We start from the raw sequence: 22,733 nt of genomic DNA, 5'->3' as shown, positions 1-22,733 counted from the left end.
AACATTGTCTGATAGTTTATAAAGAAACTCTTAGATAGGCTTATTCCTCCTTTCAAGTGTATCATTAAAGCGCTATCACAAAAAGTACAGAAATATATATTTTGTTTACTTTCCCTTTTTATTCGTTAAATTGGTTAGGTTTGCTCTTTTTACTTGAAAAACAAGTATTACCATAAGCCGTTCATAATTTAAGTACGCATTTTAATCAAAAATGATTATTTTTTTAGCTTACATGCTTTAAATCTTAGCATTTTCCTATTCGACACTTAAATCGATTGAGAAATCTTCGCTCTTCTTTATACCCCGTATAGGTATATTAATTTGTTACAAAAAGCTTGTTCTATAAATAATTTTTCTTCTTTTCTATCATTTTTCTCTCTTATGAAGGTATCTTTTTCCTTGATTTCTGCCAGTAGATTTTACCTGATCCTACTTTTTGAAGACATTTCAAAGGAAAAAGCAGCAGTTTTTTAGAAGTAGCAGAGAAATCAAAACAAGTGTATCGTTATTTTTTAACTATTAAATAACAAGTTAAATATAGTTGTTTAGTTATTTTTCACTCCTCTGAATTTACTTTTTTAACCCCATCTGAATTCTCGTTAATATTTATTCATTTCTATTGTATATCCCCTGACAAAAGAAAGCTATATGCCTCCTTTAACTAATCTATTGCTTTTTTAGCTATCATAAAGTTATCCACTGTGGAAAAACTAACGATTTATATTTCAATACACTTTCCTAAAAATAAAAATTTTCCACAAATAAAAACAGGTTTACAACAGAATCATACTGCTGTAAACCTGTTTTTATTAAATAGATAGAATGTTAGCTTACATAAAGATGTTTATTTTTTTATTGCTGCGAATAATGTCAAAAATACCGTGACACTAACTACTGTCCAAGTCAAATGACCTTGATCCAAATAAATAAGCATCGTGACAAAACTAGTAATCAGTCCTACATGAAGTCTTTTTTGATCCATCTGCATCCCTCTTTGAATACTAGTATCACTCGGATATTTGATCGTTTGATTATTTTTTCTATATTTTTCTCTTAAATTTTAAACAAAGATCATTTTACCGATATTGTGATTCGATGGTACGGCTGGGGATGATCCAAGCAGCCAGAATCACGATGTTTGCGATCAGCACGGCTACTGGCGCTACTAAATAGCCTAAGACAATTCCTAAGACATTCAAGCCAATCGATAAGTACGATTTCTTGTAATCATTCAGCATCGCCTTCAATGCTTTCTCGTGACCCTTATTTGCTTTGACAAGTTCTTTTGCCAAGATATAATACGCAATGTTAGCGATCAAGGTAACAAAACCATAAGTCATTTCTGGAGCCAGACTATTGATGTACTCACTGATCCATGAAGTGGCAAATGGAAAAAGTGAAAGCGCAAAAATAAAGAAACTATTCGCCCATAAGACCCGTCCATTTATCTTATGTACAACTTGAAATAAATGATGATGATTGTTCCAATAAATCGCTAAGATGATGAAACTGACAATATAGATAAAAAATCGGTAGCCTAATGCTGCGAGCGCCTCCCACGTATCTCCGTTAGGTTCATGAAGTTCTAAAACTAAAATAGTCATGATAATGGCGATTACAGCATCTGTAAATGCTTCAAGACGATTTTTAGGCATGATATTCTCCTCCTTTTCCGCTCTATTTTAGATGATAAACAAGGGAAAAAGCAATTGTTTGATCATTTAAGCAGATGAAGTAAAAATCAGTCTGCAGTTGGAGGTGTTTTTAGAGAATCCCTGTTATACTTTTTCTATAGTAAAGAATGAACAAGAGGAGGGTTTTGTATGCGTCAAAAAAATATGTTCTTAAATATCTTCATGGTTCTTTTAGTGTTGATTGCTGCTAGCTTTGTCATCAGTCTTTTTGTTAGTGTCGTAAGTGGCCTTTTATGGTTTGCGGTCAAAGTTTTGATTCCAATCGCACTTATCATCTGGCTCGTTCGTTGGATCAAAGGCAATACACATCGAAAAAACTATTATTAATGAATCACATAATCACTCCGTTATGATATAACTTACTTAAAAATAGGGTCACGACATAAGTTCGCGACCCTATTTGATATATCATATATGAATTTTCCCAATTATCCTAATGCTACATCCAAGATCATCATAATGATAAATCCGCTCATAACACCAAAAACTGCAAAATGACGTTTGCTGGACAATGTCTGCTGTGCTTCGGGAATCAATTCTTCCACCACGACATAAATCATCGCTCCTGCAGCAAAAGCAAGTGCATAAGGAAGCAGCAGCTCCACTTTCGTTACTAGTAGTGCGCCAATCACCCCAGCGATTGGTTCAACGATTCCAGAAGCTTGTCCGTAAACAAAGGCCTTTTTACGGCTCAGACCTTCTTGTCGCAATGGGATTGATACAGCTGCTCCTTCTGGGAAGTTTTGGATACCAATACCTAGCGCCACCGAAACAGCGGCTAGTATAGCGGCTGTCGGATTATTCGCAGTTGCTGCTGCACCGAATGCTACCCCCACGGCTAAACCTTCAGGAACATTATGCAATGTAATAGAAAAAACAAGCAAGATTGTCCGCTTTAAATGGGTAGGCAATCCTTCTGCTTCATGTTGCGGTCCAAAATGCATATGGGGCAGTGTTTTATCTGCCATATATAAAAACACCCCACCTAAACCAAATCCAATACTTACAACTAGCCAAGCAATATCTCCATTTTCTTCTGCTTTTGTAATTGCTGGATCGAGCAAGGACCAAAAACTTGCAGCAATCATGACACCAGAAGCAAATCCTAACATCAAATTTAGCACTTCTTTTTTGATTTCTTTAAAGAAAAAAACCAATCCGGCACCAAGAGCTGTCATAAAATAAGTAAAAGCTGTCCCAGCAAGTGCTTGCTGCCAAGGATCAAGCCTCAATAGCCATTCAACCATGCCATTCCCCTCTCTTGAATCTATTTATGTACTACTCTAGCATATTCCCAAAAACATGACTACATTTTTGTGAAAAGACGAATTAGTTGGGATTTTCGATAAAAAGTTCTATACTCTAGATACCAAAAAATTATGAATCATCATTGCTAAAGGAGTGAAACACCATGTCAAAAATCAATGCAGGAGTCGCAATGGTAAAAGTTCTTGAAAGCTGGGGCATCGACCATATTTATGGCATTCCCGGAGGATCTTTCAATTCGATTATGGATGCGCTATATCACGAAAAAAACGAAATCAAATATATTCAAGTCCGTCATGAAGAAGTCGGTGCACTAGCAGCCGCCGCAGATGCAAAATTAACCGGGAAAGTTGGCGCTGTCTTCGGCTCTGCAGGACCTGGTGCGACACATTTGATCAATGGTTTGTATGATGCACAGATGGACCATGTACCTCTAGTAGCGTTCTTAGGACAAGTTGCTTCTACATCCATGAACTATAACTCTTTCCAAGAATTAAATGAAAATCCTATTTTCGCAGATGTCAGCGTATACAATCGTACAGTCATGACGCCCCAAAGTCTTCCACATGTCGTAGATGAAGCCATTAAAGCCGCCTATGAGCATAAAGGTGTGGCTATCGTAACTATTCCTGTTGATCTTGGGTTTGAAGAAATTGATGAACAACCTTTCTCTACTGCTCACACTCATAAAACAAGTGTGATATTACCAGAAGAAAAAGATTTGCTGGCTGCTTTGCCTTATCTTGAAAAAGCAAAAAAACCAGTTCTTTATGTTGGTCAAGGAACGCGAAACGGATTTCCGCAAATCAAAGAATTCTCAGAACATTTTTCAGTTCCTATTGTCGCTTCCGTTCTAGCAAAAGGAATTACTCCTGATGATTATGAAAACTTTCTTGGTTTTGCTGGACGTGTCGCTACTAAACCCGGAAATGAAGCATTGGCAGAAGCCGATCTAATCTTATTTGTCGGTAGCGACTTCCCGTTTGGACGTGCATTTTTTAATCCAACTGCTGAATTTATCCAAATCGATATTGATGCGTCAAAATTCGGACGGCGCCATGAAACATCTCTGTCGATTCTCGGTGATGCAAACACAGCTTTGCAAAGACTGGTCGAATTAGGTGATACTCGTCCTGCTGATAGCTGGTACCTAGCAAATCAGGAAAATAAAGTAAAATGGGTAAATTGGTTGAAATCTTTTGAAGATCGTGAGGAAGAACCGATTCGACCAGAGGCTGTCTATAAAGAAATCAATCGGATTGCTGAAGACGATGCGATTTTCGTCACAGATGTCGGTAACACGACTATCCATTCTATTCGCTTATTAAATATGAACGGTAAACAAAAACATACAACCTCTGGATGGTTCGCCACTATGGGGAATGGTGTTCCTGGAGGAATTGCCGCACAACTAAGCTACCCAGAAAAACAAGTATTTACCTTAAGTGGTGATGGCGGATTTGCTATGGTCATGCAAGATATCATTACACAAGTTAAATATCAGCTTCCAATTATCAATGTTGTTTTTTCTAATGATTCTTATGGTTTCATCGAAGCAGAACAAGAAGATACGGAACAAAAGAAATTCGGTGTATTTTTAGAAGATGCAGATTTCGGTAAAGTTGGAGAAGCACTCGGAGCAAAAAGCTTTACAGTCACAGAATACTCGCAACTTCGGTTTGCCTTTGATGCAGCCGCAAAATCAGATCGTCCTGTAGTGATCGATGTGAAAATCAATAACAAGCGCCCATTGCCAGTAGAAGATCTGCATTTAGATCCAAGAAAATATTCTGAAGAAGAAATCCAAGGATTCAAAGAAAAATATGAAGTCCATGATTTGCCAGTATTGAATGAATTATATGAAAAGAGGTTGTAAAAACTGCGCTATGCTTCGAGTAATAAGAACGATGGACAGAAAATAGTTCCTCATATTTTCTAGGACGGCGATCTTATTACCGAGAAGCAGCAGGTGGAGCACCGTGTATCAAGAGGTTGTGAAAAAGCTACCCTGCATCAAGTAATAAGAACAGCCAAACAAAAATAGCTCGTCATATTTTTTCGTTTGGTTGGGCTTATTACCGCAGATGCAAACTTTTGAACACCGTATATCAAGAGGTTGTGATAACTGCGGTATGTTTCAAGTATTAAGATAAAATTTATGCGTATTGCTTTTCACATTTTTGCATAAATTTTTCTCGACACCTAAAGATTACCTCGTGCATATTTGTCCATGATAAAAAAGCCAGCTACCAATTGCAACAGTCAAACTGTTACCGGAAGCTGGCTTTTTTATTTGTTTGATTTCACTTATCTAAACGCATAGACGATATGTGTGATGCCGAATAACATAAAATAGAACCCAACTAAAAAGCTTAATGTCAACGCAGAAGAAATTGGATTAAACAATAAGAAAATTCCTAATAAAATTCCTAAAATATTGACGATGATCGTAAACCAATAATAACCTTCACTTACTCCTCTTGCCAAGTCAGCAGTAAATAACGCTAAAACGGAATCAGCAATAAACCATACTGCAAAAACAAAAGGTAATGCTGCGACTCCTGCACCAATATTGAATAAGAAAAAGACGCCAACTAGAATATCGATGATCCCGATTATTAAGGGCATTTTTCCTTTATATCCTGTTAGCTCTTTTAATCTGTTACGTACAAACAGTTCAAATATTCCTTTAATAAATGCAAAAATCGCAAAGACTACTACAATTGCAACTAAATTTCCGACAGGGTCTTGAAATGATAACAATGAGACAAGTACAAATAAAATTCCCAAAATCAATGAGCCCCAGTCGATGGTTCTTTTTTCATCCATTTTCTATCCTTCTTTCATTTCTTTTACAGTTTTATAGTACTCCTTCTTATAAATAACGTCAAAAATTATGCTGTTTCAAACTAAAAAATCCTATAGCAGCTATTTCTACTCCTCTTTTATGTTTATTTTCTTCATTCTGTTTCACGTGAAACACAAAGAATGTTCGATTGCCTTGAATCTTTTACCTTTCCCCTATATAATTCTATAAGACTTGTCAAAAACTAATAATGATAAAAGTGAGGAAAAAAATTGATTACTGTAAATGATGTGAGTTTGCACTTTTCAGACCGCAAACTATTTGATGATGTGAATATTAAATTTACCCCCGGAAACTGCTATGGCTTGATTGGTGCAAATGGTGCAGGTAAATCAACGTTCCTTAAAGTGTTATCAGGGGATCTGCAGCCTTCCACAGGTTCCGTTACTATGGGACCAGATGAACGGATGGCCGTATTGAAACAGAACCATTACGACTATGAAGACTATACTGTACTTGAAACAGTCATCATGGGACACAAGCGTCTGTATGAAGTGATGAAAGAAAAAGATGCAATTTACATGAAAGAAGATTTCACTGACGAAGATGGTATTCGAGCAGCTGAATTAGAAGGAGAATTTGCTGAGCTTAATGGATGGGAAGCAGAACCAGAAGCAGCTGTTTTACTGCAAGGACTGAACATCCCTGAAGAATTGCACCATCAGCAAATGAGTGAATTGACTGGCGGACAAAAGGTAAAAGTGTTGTTAGCACAAACACTATTTGGTAAACCTGATGTTCTTTTACTAGACGAACCAACAAACGGTCTGGATATCCAATCGATCAATTGGTTGGAAGAATTTTTGATTAATTTTGAAAATACTGTGATCGTTGTCTCCCATGACCGTCACTTTTTGAACAAAGTATGTACACATATGGCGGATCTGGATTTTGGTAAAATCAAACTTTATGTAGGAAATTATGATTTTTGGTTGGAATCTAGTCAATTAGCGGCTAAACTCCAAGCGAATGCAAATGCCAAAAAAGAAGAACAAATCAAAGAGCTCCAAGAATTCATTGCTCGCTTTAGTGCGAATGCATCAAAATCAAAACAAGCAACTTCACGTAAAAAAATGCTTGAAAAAATTACTTTGGACGATATCCAGCCTTCTTCTAGACGTTACCCATTCGTTGGATTCAAACCTGAACGTGAGATCGGAAACGACTTATTGCAGGTAGAAAATGTAAGTGTAACGATTGATGGAAAGAAAATCTTAGATGATATATCTTTTAATTTAAGCAAAGAAGACAAGGTTGCTTTTGTCGCAGAAAATGATATAACAACAACAACGCTATTCAAAGTTATAATGGGTGAAATTACACCAGATACTGGAACAGTACGTTGGGGAGTAACAACCAGTCATTCTTATTTACCAAAGGATACAACGAAAGAATTCGACACGGATCTAACGATTTTAGACTGGTTGCGCCAATATGCAAGTAAAGAAGAAGATGACAACACCTTCTTAAGAAGTTTCTTAGGAAGAATGCTGTTTTCTGGTGAAGAAGTATTGAAACCAGTAAATGTTTTATCTGGTGGAGAGAAAGTCCGTTGTATGCTCTCAAAAATGATGCTTTCGAAAGCTAACGTACTTGTATTAGACGATCCAACGAACCATTTAGACTTAGAATCAATCACCGCATTGAATGATGGCTTGATGGCATTTACTGGCTCGATCCTGTTTGCCTCTCATGACCATCAATTTATCCAAACATTGGCAAACCGTATCATTGCTGTTTCAGATAAAGGTGTGATTGATCGGGCTGATACGACATATGATGAATTCTTGGAAAACACAGATATTCAAAAACAATTGAACGAGTTATGGGCGTAACGACCTATTTAGCTTAAAAAACAAAAAAACAGCGACCTCTAAGAGATAGAATGCTCATCTATCTTTTAAGAGTCGCTATTTTTGTTACATTCAAATCCTAGGCATTTTTACAGAATGAGTTACTGCTTTTATCGACTGATTCCCATCGAAAAAATCGCGATACAGCCATAGCCTGTGTGACTGGCGATCGTTGGTCCTAAGGGATAAAGCTTGACATCTTTCATCTTTATCTGCTCTTCCAAAAGCCGTTTTGCCTTCTCCGCGCTCTCTAGATCCCCAGCGTAAGCCACATAAACGATTTGATCAAGTGGCGCAACGATTGTTTTTACTGTCTCATTGACGATTGTCTGGATCGACTTGTTCCTTCCGCGAACTTTGTCAACATTCGTCAGCCTTCCTTCTTTATCTACCGTAATAATAGGCTTTACACTCAATAGACTGCCCAGAGTAGCACTTGCTTTGGAAATCCTACCGCCTCGTTCTAGATACTTCAAATCGTCTACAGTTACCCATGAATGGACTTTCAAATAATTTTTTTCCAGCCACTCTAAGGTTTCTTCGATACTTTTCCCTTCTTTTTTCAATCTTGCAGCTTCCAATACTAAAAGCCCTTCCCCGATACTTGCAGCTTTTGTATCAAAAACATAGATCTCAGGGTCTTCATATTCTTCCTTCAGTAATTCAACAGCTTGAAGCGCACTGCTGTAAGAGCCGCTTAATCCACTGGAAAAAGCCACATATAAGACAGGAATCTGTTTTTCCGCATAAGAACGGAAAAATTCTAAATATCGGCCAACATTGATTTGTGATGTCGTAGGCATCGCACCATTTTTCAGCTGATTCATGTAGCGGTCATAATTGAATGTCTTTCCGAGATCATCTACTAACTCTTGATCATTCAATTGGAGATTCATTGATAAAAAATCAATTTTTTCTTCTGCTAATACATGGTATGGCAGATCACAACAAGAATCTGTTACAATTTGATACACATTTTTCAACCCCTTCTCGTTACATTTTACCCTTATCGTCTATTATAGCAAATCTCTTGCGCTAGACACACTTTAACCGGTTTATTTTCGCAAGTTCTAATCAAAATAAGAGGTTGTGACAGAAGTGGTCAGCTTCAAGAAATAAGAAGGAATTTACGAAAATTGCTTCTTAAATTTTTGTGGAATTTCGGCTTATTTCCGTAGAAGCTACTTCTGGACCACCGTGAATAAGAGGTTGTGAAATCAGCGTTTTGACCTGAGTATTAGAGAAAAAAACGGAAAAATAGTTCCTCATATTTTGCCGTTTGTTGAGCGAATACCGAGGGTCAGCTGATTGAACACCGTTTAAGGAAGAGGTTGTGAAAAAGCTGCTCTGCATCAAGCAGTAAGAACAATCAGATAAAAATAGCACTCCATATTTTTCATCTGATTGGGCTTAGTGCCGTAGATGCAAGCCTTTGAACACCATTTATTCGAAAAAAGGGACTGTGACACGGTTTTTGTCACAGTCCCTTATTCTGAATAAACAGTGTTCAAGTTATTATTATCGTATAGATAAACACTTCGACTCGCTCTGGTAAGAACGTCCTGATTCAGTCGTCGTTTTTATCCTTAGATTTGCGCCCAGACGCTTTCTAAGATGTTTGTTTGTGTTCTATCAGGTCCGACAGAAAATGTTGAGATACGTACACCAACAAGCTCTGAGATACGACGTACATAGTTACGTGCGTTTTCTGGCAGTTCTGCAAGTGTTTTGCATCCTGTAATATCTTCTGACCAGCCTGGCAATTCTTCATAGATTGGTTTGCAACGGTTCAACTCTTTCAAGCTTGCTGGATAGTGGTAGATTAGTTCGCCATCTAATTCATAAGCCGTGCAAATTTTTACGGTTTCCAATCCACTTAATACATCGATTGAGTTTAAAGATAGGTTGGTAATACCTGAAACCCGTTTAGAATGGCGCATAACTACAGAATCAAACCAACCGACACGACGAGGACGTCCAGTTGTCGTACCGTATTCTCGTCCTACTTTGCGGATTTGTTCTCCTGTTTCATCAAATAGTTCAGTTGGAAATGGTCCATCACCGACACGTGACGTATAGGCTTTGCAGACGCCGACGACTTTATTGATTTTTGAAGGTCCTACACCGCTTCCGATTGTAACACCACCGGCTACTGGATTAGAAGAAGTAACAAAAGGATAGGTTCCTTGGTCGATATCCAACATGACTCCTTGTGCCCCTTCAAACAACACTCGTTTACCTGCATCTAAGGCGTCATTCAAGATAACCGAAGTATCTGTGACGTATTGTTTGATTTGTTGACCATATTCATAATATTCTTCAAAAATATCGTCAAAATCAAGTGGTTCTGAATCGAACATTTTTACAAATTGACGGTTTTTGTCATCTAGATTCAAACGAAGTCGTTCTTCAAAAATTTCTTTATCCAATAAGTCTGCGATACGGATACCTACACGAGCGGCTTTATCCATATAAGCTGGTCCGATTCCTTTGATCGTTGTACCGATTTTGTTTTCACCTTTCGCATCTTCTTGTAATTGGTCCAATTTGATATGATAAGGCAAGATTACGTGTGCGCGGTCAGAAATACGCAGATTACTTGTTTCTACACCTTTTTCATGTAAATAAGCTAATTCTTTGACCAATGATTTAGGATTGACTACGACGCCATTTCCAATCACACTGATCTTGTCTTTATAAAAAATCCCAGAAGGAATCAAATGCAGTTTATAAGTCACACCGTTGAATTTGATTGTGTGCCCTGCATTGTCGCCACCTTGGTACCGTGCAATCACTTCAGCATTTTCACTGAGAAAGTCTGTGATTTTTCCTTTCCCTTCATCGCCCCATTGCGTACCTACTACTACTACAGATGACATGTGAACACCTCGTTCTATATTATTTAATCCTGAACCATTGTATCAATAATAGATACATAATTCAAATAAAATCGAATGATTTTTATTTTTATTTTATAAAAACGCTTAAAAAACGAACTTTTATCGTTTTAGAATGATTGTTAAAAAAGAGGTTGTAACAGAAGTGGTCAACTTCAAGAAATAAGAAGGAATGTACGAAAATTGCTTCTCAAATTTTTGTGGCATTTCGGCTTATTTCCGAAGAAGTTACTTCTGGAACACCGTTTATTCGGAAAAAGGGACTGTGACAAGACTTTTGTCACAATCCCTTTGGAGATCTGTTTTAATTAAGTGCTCTAGTCACTCTTGCAGTTACTCGTCGCATCTTATACGAGTGCCCTTGGTCATTGCGCAAGGCTGAACGCTGCTTTCACAACCTCTTCTTTAAAATTCTTCTCTTGGCGAAAGCGACGAAAATTTATTGTATTCTTTGATAAACAGCAGTTCAACTGTTCCTCGCGCACCGCTTCGGTTCTTCTCGATGATGACTTCGATGACGTTGTCATTTTTTGGCTCATTTCCATCATCGTCATCTCCGCCTTCTCTTTCATAATAATCATCCCGATACAAGAAGGCTACGATGTCCGCATCTTGTTCGATTGATCCGGATTCACGAATATCACTTAGTACTGGACGTTTGTCTTGTCGCTGTTCTACTCCACGAGACAACTGCGAAAGAGCAATGACAGGTACTTTCAGTTCTTTTGCCAGTTTTTTCAGTTGGCGGGAGATATCTGATACTTCTTGTTGACGGTTCTCTTTACCGTTCCCTTCAATCAACTGCAAATAATCGATCAATATCAAGCCTAGGTTGCCTTTTTCTTGCGCTAGTTTTCGACATTTCGCGCGGATCTCAGAGATCTTGATCCCTGGTGTATCATCGATAAAAATATTTGCTCGAGAAAGACTTCCCATCGCAACGATTAGATTCGACCATTCTTCTTCCGAAAGCTGACCTGTACGCAAATGGCTGGCTTCAATCGAACCTTCTGCACAAAGCATCCGATTTACAAGAGATTCCGCCCCCATTTCCAGACTGAATATCGCAACAGAACGATCTGTTTTGGTTCCTACATTTTGAGCAATATTCAATGCGAACGCAGTTTTACCTACCGCCGGACGAGCAGCCAGAATGATTAGTTCTTCGGGCTGGAAACCTGCTGTCATTTTGTCCAGACCTTGATAGCCAGTTGGTAGGCCTGTGATTTCTTCATTATTTTGAGCTAGTCGATCGATATTTTCAATCGTTGAGTTCAGTACTTCAGCAATGGATAAAAAGCCGCTTCGATTTCTTTTTTCCGAAACCTCCAAGATACTGCGTTCTGCATCATCTAAGATCGTCTGAACTTCTTCTCCTTGCTCGAATCCTTTTGTAACGATACCCGTTGCTGTCTGGATCAATGTACGCAATAATGATTTTTCTTCAACGATTTTTGCATAGTAGACGATATTTGCTGCTGTCGGAACTGCTAAAGCCAAATCTGATAGGTAACTTAAACCACCGGCATCTTCTAACAAATTTGCTTGTTCTAGTCGGTCTTTAACAGTAACAACGTCAATCGCTTCATTACGATCATTCAACTCGATCATTGTCTCAAAAATAATTTGATGGCCGCGACGATAAAAGTCTTTTGGCTCTATGTACTCCATGGCATCAATGATCGTTTCTGCATCAAGAAAAACAGAGCCTAGAACCGCTTGTTCAGCTTCAATATTTTGCGGTGGGATTCGATCCTGCCACACTTCATTCATACGTATCGCTCCTTGTCTTCAATTGCTTCATTTTACAAGAAAATGATGGAAAAGTCATCATTCGCATCGAAAGTATCCTAAAAAAATAGCTCTCTTTTATTATACTCGTTTTCTTCATGCTATTTTACTGTTCTCAAAAAAGAAACCGAAATCAATCTGAAATCGATATGCAGCTTGTGCTTTTGTTGCTACAGCTGCTTTTCTCAGATAAATTTCGGTTTGTCTTTTCTCCTTCTGGTTCTTCTTACCAGCTGAACATCACTATCAAAACTTGTTATTCTTGTACGACATGAACTTTGATCGTAGCCGTCACCTCATGATGCAACTTCACAGGTACGTTTGTGTAACCTAGTGAACGGATTGGGTTTTCTAGTTCGATTTTTCGTTTATCTAATTTGATTTTGTATTGTTTGTTTAGCCCTTCAGCAATTTGTTTTGAAGGAATCGATCCAAACAAACGGCTGTCTTCCCCTGCTTTTGCTTTTAACTCGACTACCGTATCTTCTTTTTCCAAGAATTCTTTTAATTTTTTAGCTTCTTCCAAGATTTCAGCTTTGTGTTTTTCTTGGGCTTTCTTCTGTCCAGCTAACTGACTGATACTACTTTTCGTTGCTTCTTTTGCCAAGTTATTTTTGATTAGATAATTTTGTGCATAACCTGCTGGAACTTCTTTGATGTCCCCTTTTTTACCTTTTCCTTTTACATCTTGTAAAAAAATTACTTTCATTTGGATTACTCCTTATCATATATTTGATTCATATTTTCTTTGATTGCAGCAAAAAGCTTCTGTTTTGTTTCTTCAACTGTCGTATTTTCCAGTTGAGTAGCTGCATTTGTGAAGTGTCCTCCACCACCTAAGGATTCCATGATGATTTGGACATTGATCGTACCGGTACTTCTGGCACTGATCCCAATCAATCCGTCTATCCGCTTCGTAATGACGAAAGCTGCGTTGATATTGATCATCGAAAGGAGTGTATCTGCTGTTTTTGCCGCTATGACACTATTATACTCTTTTTCATCTGTTCCTGCCGCCACAACAATATCAGAAGTCACATACTCGCTTCCAGCAATCAAATGACTGATTTCCAAGTATGTCGCTAAGTCCGAGCTCAATAAATATTGTACTAAGGATGCGTCTGCTCCACAAGACCTTAAATAGCTGGCAACATCAAAAGTTCGTGCAGTTGTACGAACATTGAAACTATTCGTATCTACAACCATCCCTGCAAGTAATAGTGTGGCCTCAAAGCGATCTAAGCGATTCGTTTTGCTGCTTTGGTATTGGATCAGCTCAGAAACTAGCTCTGAAGCGGAAGAGGCTGAAGATTCGATATAAGTCAGCAAAGGCTTGCTTGGAAACTCTTCCCCTCGGCGGTGATGATCAATGATCACGATCTTATCAAATTGCTCATATAGGCTCTGAGAGATCGATAGAGAAGGTTTATGATAATCCACCATCACGAGGAGGTCTTCATCTTTTTTCAGCTCTATGGCGCGTTCTGGAGAGATCAATTGCATTTCTAATTCTGGATGTTTATGGATTTCTTCGAGACAACGTTCTACATCTGGAATGATTTCGTTCTCGTTGATAACGATATAAGCCTTTTTCTGGTTGAAGCGTGCAAGACAACTGACACCAAAAGCAGAGCCTAAAGCATCCATATCCGGAAATTTATGTCCCATGATGAACACATCGCCTGTTTCATCAAAAATCCGGCGCAAAGCAGTACTCATCGCTCGAGAACGGACACGCGTGCGTTTGACATTCTTAGCTGATTTACCGCCATAATAAACAGGTTTCGCACCTTCTTTTACCTCTTTCACGACAACTTGGTCGCCTCCGCGGACTAGAGCAACATCTAAATTGTTCTGAGCTTCTCCACCGATTTCATCGAGGGATCTTGCGCCATAAGCAATCCCCATACTCAAGGTGACAGGCGAGCTCTGTTTTTCAGCTTCTGCTCGAAAGCGGTCCAACAAATCAAATTTTTTATCCATCATCTTTTTCAAATCGATCATCTGCGCGACGAAGAAAAACCGTTCTGCGTTGATTCTTTTGAAAAAGACATGGTATTCATTCATCCAGTCAGAAACTAGTGTAGTGACGAAAGAGTTCAAATAAGAAATCTCTTTATCATCCAATTTATCAATAGCATCTGCATAGTTATCAATAGATAAAATACCGATTACTGGCTGACTGTTCGCCTGATGAAGTTTCAACAACTGGTTTTGGGTGATATCATTAAAATAAACGACACCCTTTACTGTATCCATATCAAACTGAAATGTTTTATCTGCTAGATAGACTTGGTTTTTCTTTTTTTCTTTTGCAGTAAAAAAAGTATCTAACAATTCTTCCTCTGTTAATCCACTTTGATCTTTGACTTTCAATGCTAAAGGATTGAGCCATTCGATTTTTTGGCTTGATGGCTGATAAGCAATCACTCCTACAGGCATGACTTCTGAGACATAAGCCAGATTTGTTTCGGCTACGGTCGAAGCCTGCTGGATTTTTTCACGTTTATTTAAAATAAGCCAGCGTTTCATTTTCAACCAATAGCGAACGCCCCATAAATTCATCAAAAGAATGACCAAAGCGCTAACAAAACGAAATGGTAAAATTAAGACTACCAATACTTCGATTAGTATAAACAGGATAAGGAAGAGAGGTTTTGGGGATAAATGATTGTTTTTATTTTCCATAATTTTCCTCCCATATATGACTAACTTGATTTTACCATAACTTTCGTCATTCAAGCGACTAAACGAATATCGGTTATTTTTACAGAAAAAAAAGAATTGAATAGCTGATCAAAAGGATCAGTCATTCAATTCCTCGGATTTATTAGTCTTCGCTAACAAAAGGTAGCAAGCCCATGATACGTGCGCGTTTGATTGCAACAGTAATTTTACGTTGGTTTTTAGCGCCTGTACCAGTTACACGACGTGGCAAGATTTTACCGCGTTCTGAAATAAATCTTTTTAGTAATTCGATATCTTTATAATCGATATATTCAATATGGTTAGCAGCAATGTAATCTACTTTACGACGTTTACGTCCGCCTCTTCTTTGTTGTGCCATTCTATTTCCCTCCTATCAAATTCGTTTAGAATGGTAAATCATCATCTGAAATGTCGATCGTTGAACTTGAGCCGAATGGGTCAGAAGTATCACGGTCGAAATCAGGCATACCGTTGGATGATTGAGATGTTTGATTAGAGTTATTGTTTCCGCCAAATCCGCCAGCTGATTGACCAGAACTTTGGAATCCGCCGCTTTGTTGGCGATTTTCAGATGCAGAACGACTTTCCAGCAATTGGAAGTTGTCAGCTACTACTTCTGTCACGTATACACGTTGTCCTTGCTGATTATCATAAGAACGAGTTTGGATACGTCCAGTAACACCTAAAAGTGTTCCTTTACGAGCATAGTTTGCTAAAGTTTCTGCTGATTTGCGCCAAATCACACAGTTGATAAAATCAGCCTCGCGATTGCCGCTTTGGTTTGTAAAATTACGATTCACAGCCAAAGTAAATGTTGCGACTGCCGTACCACTTGCTGTGTAACGCAAATCTGGATCTTTCGTCAGACGTCCAACTAATACAACATTATTAATCAAAATAGTCATCTCCTCTCATCGTTTTTCTATTGTTTCACATGAAACAACAATTAAGCTTCTTCTTTAACAATCATGTGACGAATGATGTCGTCGTTGATTTTAGCAAGACGGTCAAATTCATTGACAGCATTTGCTGATGATGGAGAAGATACTTTAACGATGTGATAGATACCTTCACGGTAACCGTTCATTTCATAAGCGAAACGGCGTTTTTCCCAATCTTTTGATTCGATAACTTCTGCTCCGTTATCTTTCAAGATTGCATCGAAACGTTCGATTAAAGCAGTTTTTGCTTCTTCATCAATGTTTGGACGAATAATGTACATGATTTCATATTTCGTGTTTTCCATTGATATTCACCTCCCTGTGGACTTTCGGCTCTTAGGTTCCTAAGAGCAAGGAGAGTTATCTAATTAATTAGACTACTCACAAGCTTTGATTATACACTCTATTTTGGTCAAAAGCAATACAGAATAAACAGTTTCAAATATTTTAAGAGAAATTCAATTAATCAAAAAAGCAAGCAAGGGAACTGTGACAAAAGTCTTGTCGCAGTTCCCTTTTTTCGAATAAACGGTGTTCTCCTGCCAACTCCTCGGTCACAAGTCACACTATTCAACAAACATGAGAAGCTATTTTTTTGAAATTGCTCCTTGTGACTCAGAGTGAAACGGCAGACTCACGATCTCTTCCTTAAACGGTGTTCAAAAGCTTGCATCTACGGCACTAAGCCCAATCAGATGAAAAATATGGAATGCTATTTTTGTCTGATTGTTCTTACTGCTTGATGCAGAGCAGCTTTTTCACAACCTCTTTGCTAACTTAAACACTTCATCTTTATGATTATTCTTCTGTTGCTTGCTCTTCAACTGTTTGTTCTACCGCTTCTGGCTCGACTGCTGCCATTGTGACGACTTTCGTATCAGCTTCCATCTTCATCAAACGTACACCCAATGTTGAACGTCCAGTTTGAGAAACAGTCGATACGTTGAAACGGATAATCACACCTTTATCTGTAATCAGCATGATGTCTTCATCTCCAGAAACAGTGGTCAATCCGGCTAGTGGACCATTTTTTTCAGTGATATTCGCCGTTTTGATTCCTTTACCACCGCGGCCTTTCACTGGATATTCCGATACTTTGGTCCGTTTTCCGTAACCTTTTTCTGTAATCACTAGTACTTCTTGGTCTTCCTTCATCAGGGCTGCCCCAACAACGTAGTCTTCCTCACGCAAACGTATCCCTCTGACGCCGGAAGCTGTACGTCCCATATCGCGGACTGCTTCCTCTTTGAAGGTCACAGAGTAGCCGTTATGTGTGCCAATGATGATATTTGACTGTCCATCTGTCAATAGAACATTGACTAATTCGTCATCTTCTTTCAAACCAATTGCAATCAGACCATTGCTTCGGATGTTAGCGAAAGCAGTGACAGACGTACGTTTAACTGTACCTTGACGCGTCGTAAAGAAGAGATAGTGGCCTTCTTCTGCTTCTCCCGTCACCGCAATAATTGCTTGGATGCTTTCACTCGAGTCGATACCCAGCAAATTGATGATTGGGATACCTTTGGCTGTACGTCCGTATTCTGGAATTTCGTATCCTTTTGCCCGATACACTTTTCCGTTATTCGTAAAGAATAACAATGTATCATGGGTAGAACAAGAAACTAGATTCTTGACGAAGTCGTCATTGTGGATACCCATTCCTTGGACACCACGCCCGCCTCTTCGTTGAGCTCTGAATTCATTATTTGCCAAACGTTTGATATAACCATTGTTTGTCAGTGTAATAACGATTTCTTCTTCTTCGATCAAATCTTCATCTTCTAGACTTAAGACCTCACCGACTAGTAATTCTGTGCGTCGTTTATCACCAAATCGTTGATTCAAGTCTGCTAACTCATTCTTGATGATTTCCGTGACACGTTCGGGTCTTGCCAGAATGTCAGTCAAATCTTCAATCAGTTTCAATAGTTCTTGATATTCATTTTCGATTTTTTCCCGTTCCAAACCGGTCAATCGACGCAAACGCATATCTAAGATAGCTTGTGATTGGCGATCGGATAAATCGAACCGTTCGATCATTGTTGCTTTTGCTTCATCATCTGATTTAGACCCGCGGATAATCGCAATGATTTCATCGATATGATCCAAAGCAATACGCAAACCTTCTAAGATGTGTGCTCTTGCTTCTGCTTTTTCTTTTTCAAAGACCGTCCGTCGTGTGATGACTTCGCGTTGATGTTCGATATAGTTTTCAAGGATTTGTTTCAAACTTAAAACTTTCGGCACGCCTTTTTCGATGGCCAACATATTGAATCCAAATGAATTCTGTAAGGATGTCAATTTGTATAAGTTATTCAAAATAACTGATGCGCTGGCGTCACGACGAATGTCAATGACAATTCGCATGCCTTCACGGGAAGATTCATCCCGCAAATCCGTGATTCCTTCGATACGCTTGTCTCTGTGCAACTCAGAAATCCGTTCAATCAATTTGGCTTTATTGACCATATAAGGTAATTCCGTCACGAGGATCCGTTCTTTGCCATTTGGCATCTCAGTGATCTCAACTTTTGCACGTACGGTAATAGAACCTTTACCTGTTTCATACGCTCTTCGGATTCCTGATTTTCCCATGACTAAACCACCTGTTGGAAAATCTGGTCCAGGTAATACTTCCATCAATTCATTGGTCGTCACATCAGGATTATCCATCAGCAAATCGATAGCCGCTACTACCTCAGATAAATTATGAGGTGGGATATTCGTTGCCATACCCACGGCTATCCCCGTCGTTCCGTTCACCAAAAGATTGGGGAAGCGAGCAGGTAATACAACGGGTTCTTTTTCTGTGTCATCATAGTTGCTTTGGAAATCAACAGTGTTCTTATTGATATCACGCAGCATTTCTGTAGCGATTTTACTCATCCGTGCTTCGGTATAACGCATAGCAGCGGCACCGTCACCGTCAACAGAACCAAAGTTTCCATGGCCATCCACTAGCATATAACGGTAGCTAAATGGCTGCGCCATCCGTACCATTGACTCATAGATCGCACTATCCCCATGAGGATGGTATTTACCCATGACATCTCCGACGATTCTGGCAGATTTTTTATGGGCTTTATCCGGTGTCACACCTAATTCGTTCATGCCGTATAAAATACGGCGATGAACGGGTTTCAGACCATCTCTGACATCAGGCAGTGCACGTGCGACAATAACACTCATCGCATAATCGATGAAGGAGTCTTTCATTTCGCTGGTTAGATTGACATCATGGATGTTTTCTCTGATTTCTTCACTCATTCTTTTTCCTCCTTCATGATTAAATATCTAAGTTCTTCACGTAATGTGCATTTTCCTCGATGAATGCACGACGAGGCTCTACTCGATCCCCCATCAACATTTCAAATATCTGGTCTGCCGCAATAGCATCGTCCACGCTGACGCGGGCCATCATTCGATTACTTGGGTCCATAGTTGTTTCCCATAGTTGATGATCATCCATTTCTCCAAGTCCTTTATACCGCTGAACACTTGGTTTTGGTGAAGCAGGAAGTGAAGCAACGACTTGTTTCAACTCTTCTTCTGCATTCTTTCCTGGTTGTACATACGTGATATTCTTCCCTTGTTTTACCCCGTATAAAGGCGGCTGAGCAATATAGACATAACCAGCTTCAACAATTGGACGCATGTAGCGGTAAAAAAGAGTCAGCAGCAATGTACGGATATGCGCACCATCAACATCGGCATCAGTCATGATCACTAATTTATGATAACGAGCTTTCGATACATCGAAATCTTCTCCAAACCCTGTACCCATAGCGGTAAATAAAGACCGGATCTCTTCATTTGCCAAGATCTTGTCCATACTTGCTTTTTCAACATTCAAGATTTTCCCACGAATAGGCAAGATAGCTTGAAATTCTCGATTACGACCTTGCTTAGCTGATCCGCCGGCCGAATCTCCTTCGACGATGAACAATTCGCATTTTTCAGGATCGTTGCTAGAGCAGTCTGCTAATTTTCCTGGCAGATTACTGATCTCTAAAGCACCTTTACGTCTCGTTACTTCACGCGCACGTTTCGCTGCTAGACGAGCTCTGGAAGCTAATAATCCTTTTTCAACGATTTGACGGCCCACACTTGGGTTTTCTAGCAAGAATTTCATGAAATGCTCGCTAAATAACCGATCAGTGACTGTCCGTACTTCGGAATTGCCCAATTTTGTTTTTGTTTGTCCTTCGAATTGAGGGTCAGGATGCTTGATAGAAATAACAGCTGTCAATCCTTCTCGCACGTCTTCACCAGTCAAGTTGTCATCATTTTCTTTCATCAGCTTTTGTTTTCGAGCATAATCATTGATTACCCGAGTTAATGCAGTCTTGAATCCTGATTCATGTGTTCCGCCTTCATACGTATGGATATTGTTGGCAAAACTCATGATATTGGAATGGTAGCCGTCTGTATATTGCATAGAGACTTCAACTGCGATATCTTGCTGCTCACCTTCCAAATATACAGGTTCTGGGAAAATCACGGTTTTGTTTGCATTCAAGTATTCGACATAACTTTTGATCCCGCCATCATAATGGTATTCATTGATGACTGGTTCTTCTTCTCGTTTGTCCTCAATCGAGATACGCATCCCGCGGTTCAAGAAAGCTAGTTCACGGATTCGGGTAGCCAATTTTGAAAAATCAAACTCAGTTGTCTCTGTAAAAATTTCAGGATCTGGCGTAAAGTGAACCGTTGTTCCATGGCGATCCGTTTGTTCAATGATCTTTAAGTCGTCCACTACAGCTCCACGACGATACTCTTGATAGTACACATTTCCTTCTTTGTATACTTTGACATCAAGTTGCGTAGAAAGTGCGTTTACGACGGAAGATCCCACTCCATGAAGACCACCGGAAACTTTGTATCCGCCACCGCCAAATTTTCCTCCAGCATGTAAAACAGTAAAGACCGTTTCAACTGCAGGACGTCCGGTTTTTGCTTGGATATCTACTGGTATCCCCCGTCCATCGTCAATAACAGTGATACTGTTGTCTTTTTCTATAATCACATGGATTTTCGTTGCAAAACCTGCTAATACTTCATCGATCGAATTATCGACGATTTCCCAAACAAGGTGATGCAGACCTTCAGAACTAGTCGAACCGATATACATGCCAGGTCGTTTACGAACGGCTTCAAGTCCTTCAAGTACTTGAATCTGACTGGCATCATATTCTTTAGCGCGTTCTACTAAACTTCTTTCTTCTGTCATTCAGTTTCTTCTCCTTTTAATTTCCCTTGTCGAACATAAAAAATCTCAGGTTCAACAGTCATTTTATTTTTTACATGGTCAAGTGTCGTCGTTGTTAAGAACGTTTGAACTTTTCCTTCGATTGTTTCCAGCAGATGGAGCTGACGATTATCATCCAGCTCGCTCATCACATCATCTAATAATAGGATTGGATATTCCCCTGTCTCTTCTTTGATCAAATCAATTTCTGCTAATTTGACACTTAGAGCAGTCGTTCTTTGCTGTCCTTGCGATCCATAAGTCTGCACGTTTTTTTGATTAATAAAAAAGGAAAGATCGTCACGGTGAGGACCAACTGTCGTCGTTCCCCGAAAAAGGTCTTTCTTTTTGTTTTGATTCAAAAGTGCGAGAAATTGTTCTTGGATTTGTTCTTGCGTATGTGTTTCTAAAGAATCGACTGCGGTGAGATACTCGATTTCCAGCTGCTCTTTATGATGTGTGATTTGCTGATGTAAAGAATTAGCCCAAAACTCCAATCGCTTGATGAACTGTGCTCTTGCTTTCAATACTTTGCTACCAAACGCTGCTAGTTGTTCGGACAAAATATCCAAATAAAGCAAATCAGTTTGTTTTTTTTCATTCAATTGCTTCAAATACTGGTTTCTTTGCTTCAAAATCGCTTGGTATTGGACAAGATCATAAAGATAAATTGGATTGATCTGACCTAATTCCATATCTAAAAATTTCCGCCTGATCTGCGGGCTGCCTTTTACTAACGAAAGATCCTCTGGTGCAAATAAAATGACATTCATTTGTCCCACGTAAGTACTTAACTTTTTTTGTTCGATATGGTTGATCTTGGTTTTTCGGCCTTTTTTAGATAATAAGATTTCTAATGGGAGAGTGGATGAACCTTTTGCGATCTCTCCTTGGATCATTGCCTGATCGTCATTCCAACCAATCAATTCCTGCTCACTACTTGTCCGATGGCTTCGCGTCATAGCCAATACATAGATACTTTCCAAAAGATTTGTTTTTCCCTGCGCATTTTCACCTAAAAAAATGACCAGATTCTTGGAAAATTCGATGTTCAGCTCTTCGTAATTTCGATAATTTTTTAAATACAGCTTATTCAGCCTCATTATCGTCGTTTCCTTTTTTTACCATAAAAAAAGTTCCTACTTCTGGAACTTCAACCATCATACCGGGATAAAGCTTGCGTCCACGACGATTTTCCGGCTCGCCATCGACTAACACAGTGTTTTCTGCCAAATACCATTTTGCTTGTCCGCCACTACCGATAACGGTGGCTTCTTTCAGCATTTGACCCAACGTCATGAATTCCGTATTTAGAATGACTTGTTGTTTCAATGTCCATCCCTCATTTTCATTATTAAAAGTATACTCTATTATACCTTTTTTTCCGCAATAAAACAAATTTATCCATATATTTTTCCATATAAGACGATTTAATCTAAAAAAGGTGATTTAGACAAAAATA

Annotated in this window: 19 protein-coding genes; 3 read left to right on the top strand and 16 right to left on the bottom strand. The window is 38.9% G+C overall.

All coding sequences use genetic code 11. The annotated features are described in order from the left end of the window. Nucleotides 1–844: 844 nt before the first annotated feature. Nucleotides 845–982 (bottom strand): hypothetical protein, encoded by a 138-nt coding sequence (locus A5849_RS14870; protein ID WP_002320647.1) that lies wholly within the window; start codon nt 980–982, stop codon nt 845–847. Nucleotides 983–1,076: 94 nt separating this feature from the next. Then, on the bottom strand, nt 1,077–1,655 hold the full coding sequence (locus A5849_RS01315) for a TMEM175 family protein (protein ID WP_002309888.1): 579 nt from the start codon (nt 1,653–1,655) through the stop codon (nt 1,077–1,079). A gap of 168 nt (nt 1,656–1,823) precedes the next feature. Between A5849_RS01315 and A5849_RS01310 the strand changes: the two genes are divergently transcribed. Beyond that, nucleotides 1,824–2,021 carry a hypothetical protein gene (locus tag A5849_RS01310; RefSeq protein ID WP_002309889.1) on the top strand — a complete coding sequence of 66 codons (198 nt, stop codon included), beginning with the start codon at nt 1,824–1,826 and terminating at the stop codon, nt 2,019–2,021. 101 nt (nt 2,022–2,122) lie between these two features. Here A5849_RS01310 and A5849_RS01305 read toward each other — a convergent pair whose 3' ends face one another. Beyond that, nucleotides 2,123–2,941, bottom strand: coding sequence for a ZIP family metal transporter (locus A5849_RS01305; protein WP_002309890.1), 819 nt, complete (start codon nt 2,939–2,941; stop codon nt 2,123–2,125). A gap of 164 nt (nt 2,942–3,105) precedes the next feature. Between A5849_RS01305 and spxB the strand changes: the two genes are divergently transcribed. Next, nucleotides 3,106–4,836 (top strand): pyruvate oxidase, encoded by a 1,731-nt coding sequence (spxB, locus tag A5849_RS01300; RefSeq protein ID WP_086309908.1) that lies wholly within the window; start codon nt 3,106–3,108, stop codon nt 4,834–4,836. 431 nt (nt 4,837–5,267) lie between these two features. Here the strand turns inward: spxB and A5849_RS01295 are convergent, their stop codons facing one another. Further along, nucleotides 5,268–5,789 (bottom strand): HdeD family acid-resistance protein, encoded by a 522-nt coding sequence (locus A5849_RS01295; RefSeq protein WP_002309892.1) that lies wholly within the window; start codon nt 5,787–5,789, stop codon nt 5,268–5,270. Nucleotides 5,790–6,038: 249 nt separating this feature from the next. On the opposite strand from A5849_RS01295, the gene A5849_RS01290 reads away from it, so the two are divergent. Beyond that, the gene (locus A5849_RS01290) at nt 6,039–7,661 is read left to right on the top strand and encodes an ABC-F family ATP-binding cassette domain-containing protein (RefSeq protein ID WP_002309893.1); all 1,623 of its coding nucleotides are present in this window, start codon (nt 6,039–6,041) and stop codon (nt 7,659–7,661) included. Nucleotides 7,662–7,789: 128 nt separating this feature from the next. Here A5849_RS01290 and A5849_RS01285 read toward each other — a convergent pair whose 3' ends face one another. The 12 genes from A5849_RS01285 to yaaA all read right to left on the bottom strand — a co-directional run bounded on the left by A5849_RS01285 (nt 7,790) and on the right by yaaA (nt 22,603). Continuing rightward, entirely contained in the window at nt 7,790–8,653 is an 864-nt protein-coding gene (locus A5849_RS01285; RefSeq protein WP_002316532.1) for a DegV family protein, read from the bottom strand. Between the two features lie 612 nt (nt 8,654–9,265). Further along, nucleotides 9,266–10,558, bottom strand: coding sequence for an adenylosuccinate synthase (locus A5849_RS01275; protein WP_002309895.1), 1,293 nt, complete (start codon nt 10,556–10,558; stop codon nt 9,266–9,268). A 423-nt stretch (nt 10,559–10,981) separates the two neighbouring features. Next, complete coding sequence (dnaB, locus tag A5849_RS01265; protein ID WP_002288373.1) at nt 10,982–12,349, bottom strand: replicative DNA helicase; 1,368 nt, start codon at nt 12,347–12,349, stop codon at nt 10,982–10,984. 274 nt (nt 12,350–12,623) lie between these two features. Continuing rightward, nucleotides 12,624–13,076, bottom strand: a complete 453-nt coding sequence (gene rplI / locus A5849_RS01260; protein ID WP_002313921.1) for a 50S ribosomal protein L9 — start codon at nt 13,074–13,076, stop codon at nt 12,624–12,626. A gap of 5 nt (nt 13,077–13,081) precedes the next feature. Further along, entirely contained in the window at nt 13,082–15,055 is a 1,974-nt protein-coding gene (locus A5849_RS01255; protein WP_002320645.1) for a DHH family phosphoesterase, read from the bottom strand. Between the two features lie 142 nt (nt 15,056–15,197). Beyond that, nucleotides 15,198–15,434: a 30S ribosomal protein S18 gene (gene rpsR / locus A5849_RS01250; RefSeq protein WP_002288370.1), complete on the bottom strand. Its 237-nt coding sequence runs from the start codon at nt 15,432–15,434 to the stop codon at nt 15,198–15,200. Between the two features lie 25 nt (nt 15,435–15,459). Beyond that, the gene (ssb, locus tag A5849_RS01245; protein WP_002288368.1) at nt 15,460–15,972 is read right to left on the bottom strand and encodes a single-stranded DNA-binding protein; all 513 of its coding nucleotides are present in this window, start codon (nt 15,970–15,972) and stop codon (nt 15,460–15,462) included. A 50-nt stretch (nt 15,973–16,022) separates the two neighbouring features. Then, entirely contained in the window at nt 16,023–16,322 is a 300-nt protein-coding gene (gene rpsF / locus A5849_RS01240; protein WP_002288366.1) for a 30S ribosomal protein S6, read from the bottom strand. Between the two features lie 493 nt (nt 16,323–16,815). Then, nucleotides 16,816–19,287: a DNA gyrase subunit A gene (gyrA, locus tag A5849_RS01235; RefSeq protein ID WP_002309898.1), complete on the bottom strand. Its 2,472-nt coding sequence runs from the start codon at nt 19,285–19,287 to the stop codon at nt 16,816–16,818. A 19-nt stretch (nt 19,288–19,306) separates the two neighbouring features. Next, on the bottom strand, nt 19,307–21,253 hold the full coding sequence (gyrB, locus tag A5849_RS01230; RefSeq protein WP_002288364.1) for a DNA topoisomerase (ATP-hydrolyzing) subunit B: 1,947 nt from the start codon (nt 21,251–21,253) through the stop codon (nt 19,307–19,309). Further along, nucleotides 21,250–22,374: a DNA replication/repair protein RecF gene (gene recF / locus A5849_RS01225; protein ID WP_002309899.1), complete on the bottom strand. Its 1,125-nt coding sequence runs from the start codon at nt 22,372–22,374 to the stop codon at nt 21,250–21,252. Before recF ends, gyrB begins: the two co-directional genes overlap by 4 nt. Further along, nucleotides 22,361–22,603 carry a S4 domain-containing protein YaaA gene (yaaA, locus tag A5849_RS01220; protein WP_002293125.1) on the bottom strand — a complete coding sequence of 81 codons (243 nt, stop codon included), beginning with the start codon at nt 22,601–22,603 and terminating at the stop codon, nt 22,361–22,363. The genes recF and yaaA overlap by 14 nt, the downstream gene beginning before the upstream one ends. Nucleotides 22,604–22,733: the final 130 nt, after the last annotated feature.

The sequence above is a fragment of the Enterococcus sp. 10F3_DIV0382 genome (assembly GCF_002140245.1).
In the GTDB taxonomy this organism is placed as follows: domain Bacteria; phylum Bacillota; class Bacilli; order Lactobacillales; family Enterococcaceae; genus Enterococcus_B; species Enterococcus_B lactis.
The sequence above is the reverse complement of the archived record's forward strand: the minus strand, read 5'-3'. Positions and strand labels throughout refer to the sequence as shown.

Coding starts and splice junctions, on each gene's coding strand:
- A5849_RS14870 (WP_002320647.1), bottom strand. CDS start 982: ATGGATCAAAAAAGACTTCATGTAGGACTGATTACTAGTTTTGTCACG.
- A5849_RS01315 (WP_002309888.1), bottom strand. CDS start 1,655: ATGCCTAAAAATCGTCTTGAAGCATTTACAGATGCTGTAATCGCCATT.
- A5849_RS01310 (WP_002309889.1), top strand. CDS start 1,824: ATGCGTCAAAAAAATATGTTCTTAAATATCTTCATGGTTCTTTTAGTG.
- A5849_RS01305 (WP_002309890.1), bottom strand. CDS start 2,941: ATGGTTGAATGGCTATTGAGGCTTGATCCTTGGCAGCAAGCACTTGCT.
- spxB (WP_086309908.1), top strand. CDS start 3,106: ATGTCAAAAATCAATGCAGGAGTCGCAATGGTAAAAGTTCTTGAAAGC.
- A5849_RS01295 (WP_002309892.1), bottom strand. CDS start 5,789: ATGGATGAAAAAAGAACCATCGACTGGGGCTCATTGATTTTGGGAATT.
- A5849_RS01275 (WP_002309895.1), bottom strand. CDS start 10,558: ATGTCATCTGTAGTAGTAGTAGGTACGCAATGGGGCGATGAAGGGAAA.
- dnaB (WP_002288373.1), bottom strand. CDS start 12,349: ATGAATGAAGTGTGGCAGGATCGAATCCCACCGCAAAATATTGAAGCT.
- rplI (WP_002313921.1), bottom strand. CDS start 13,076: ATGAAAGTAATTTTTTTACAAGATGTAAAAGGAAAAGGTAAAAAAGGG.
- A5849_RS01255 (WP_002320645.1), bottom strand. CDS start 15,055: ATGGAAAATAAAAACAATCATTTATCCCCAAAACCTCTCTTCCTTATC.
- rpsR (WP_002288370.1), bottom strand. CDS start 15,434: ATGGCACAACAAAGAAGAGGCGGACGTAAACGTCGTAAAGTAGATTAC.
- rpsF (WP_002288366.1), bottom strand. CDS start 16,322: ATGGAAAACACGAAATATGAAATCATGTACATTATTCGTCCAAACATT.
- gyrA (WP_002309898.1), bottom strand. CDS start 19,287: ATGAGTGAAGAAATCAGAGAAAACATCCATGATGTCAATCTAACCAGC.
- gyrB (WP_002288364.1), bottom strand. CDS start 21,253: ATGACAGAAGAAAGAAGTTTAGTAGAACGCGCTAAAGAATATGATGCC.
- recF (WP_002309899.1), bottom strand. CDS start 22,374: ATGAGGCTGAATAAGCTGTATTTAAAAAATTATCGAAATTACGAAGAG.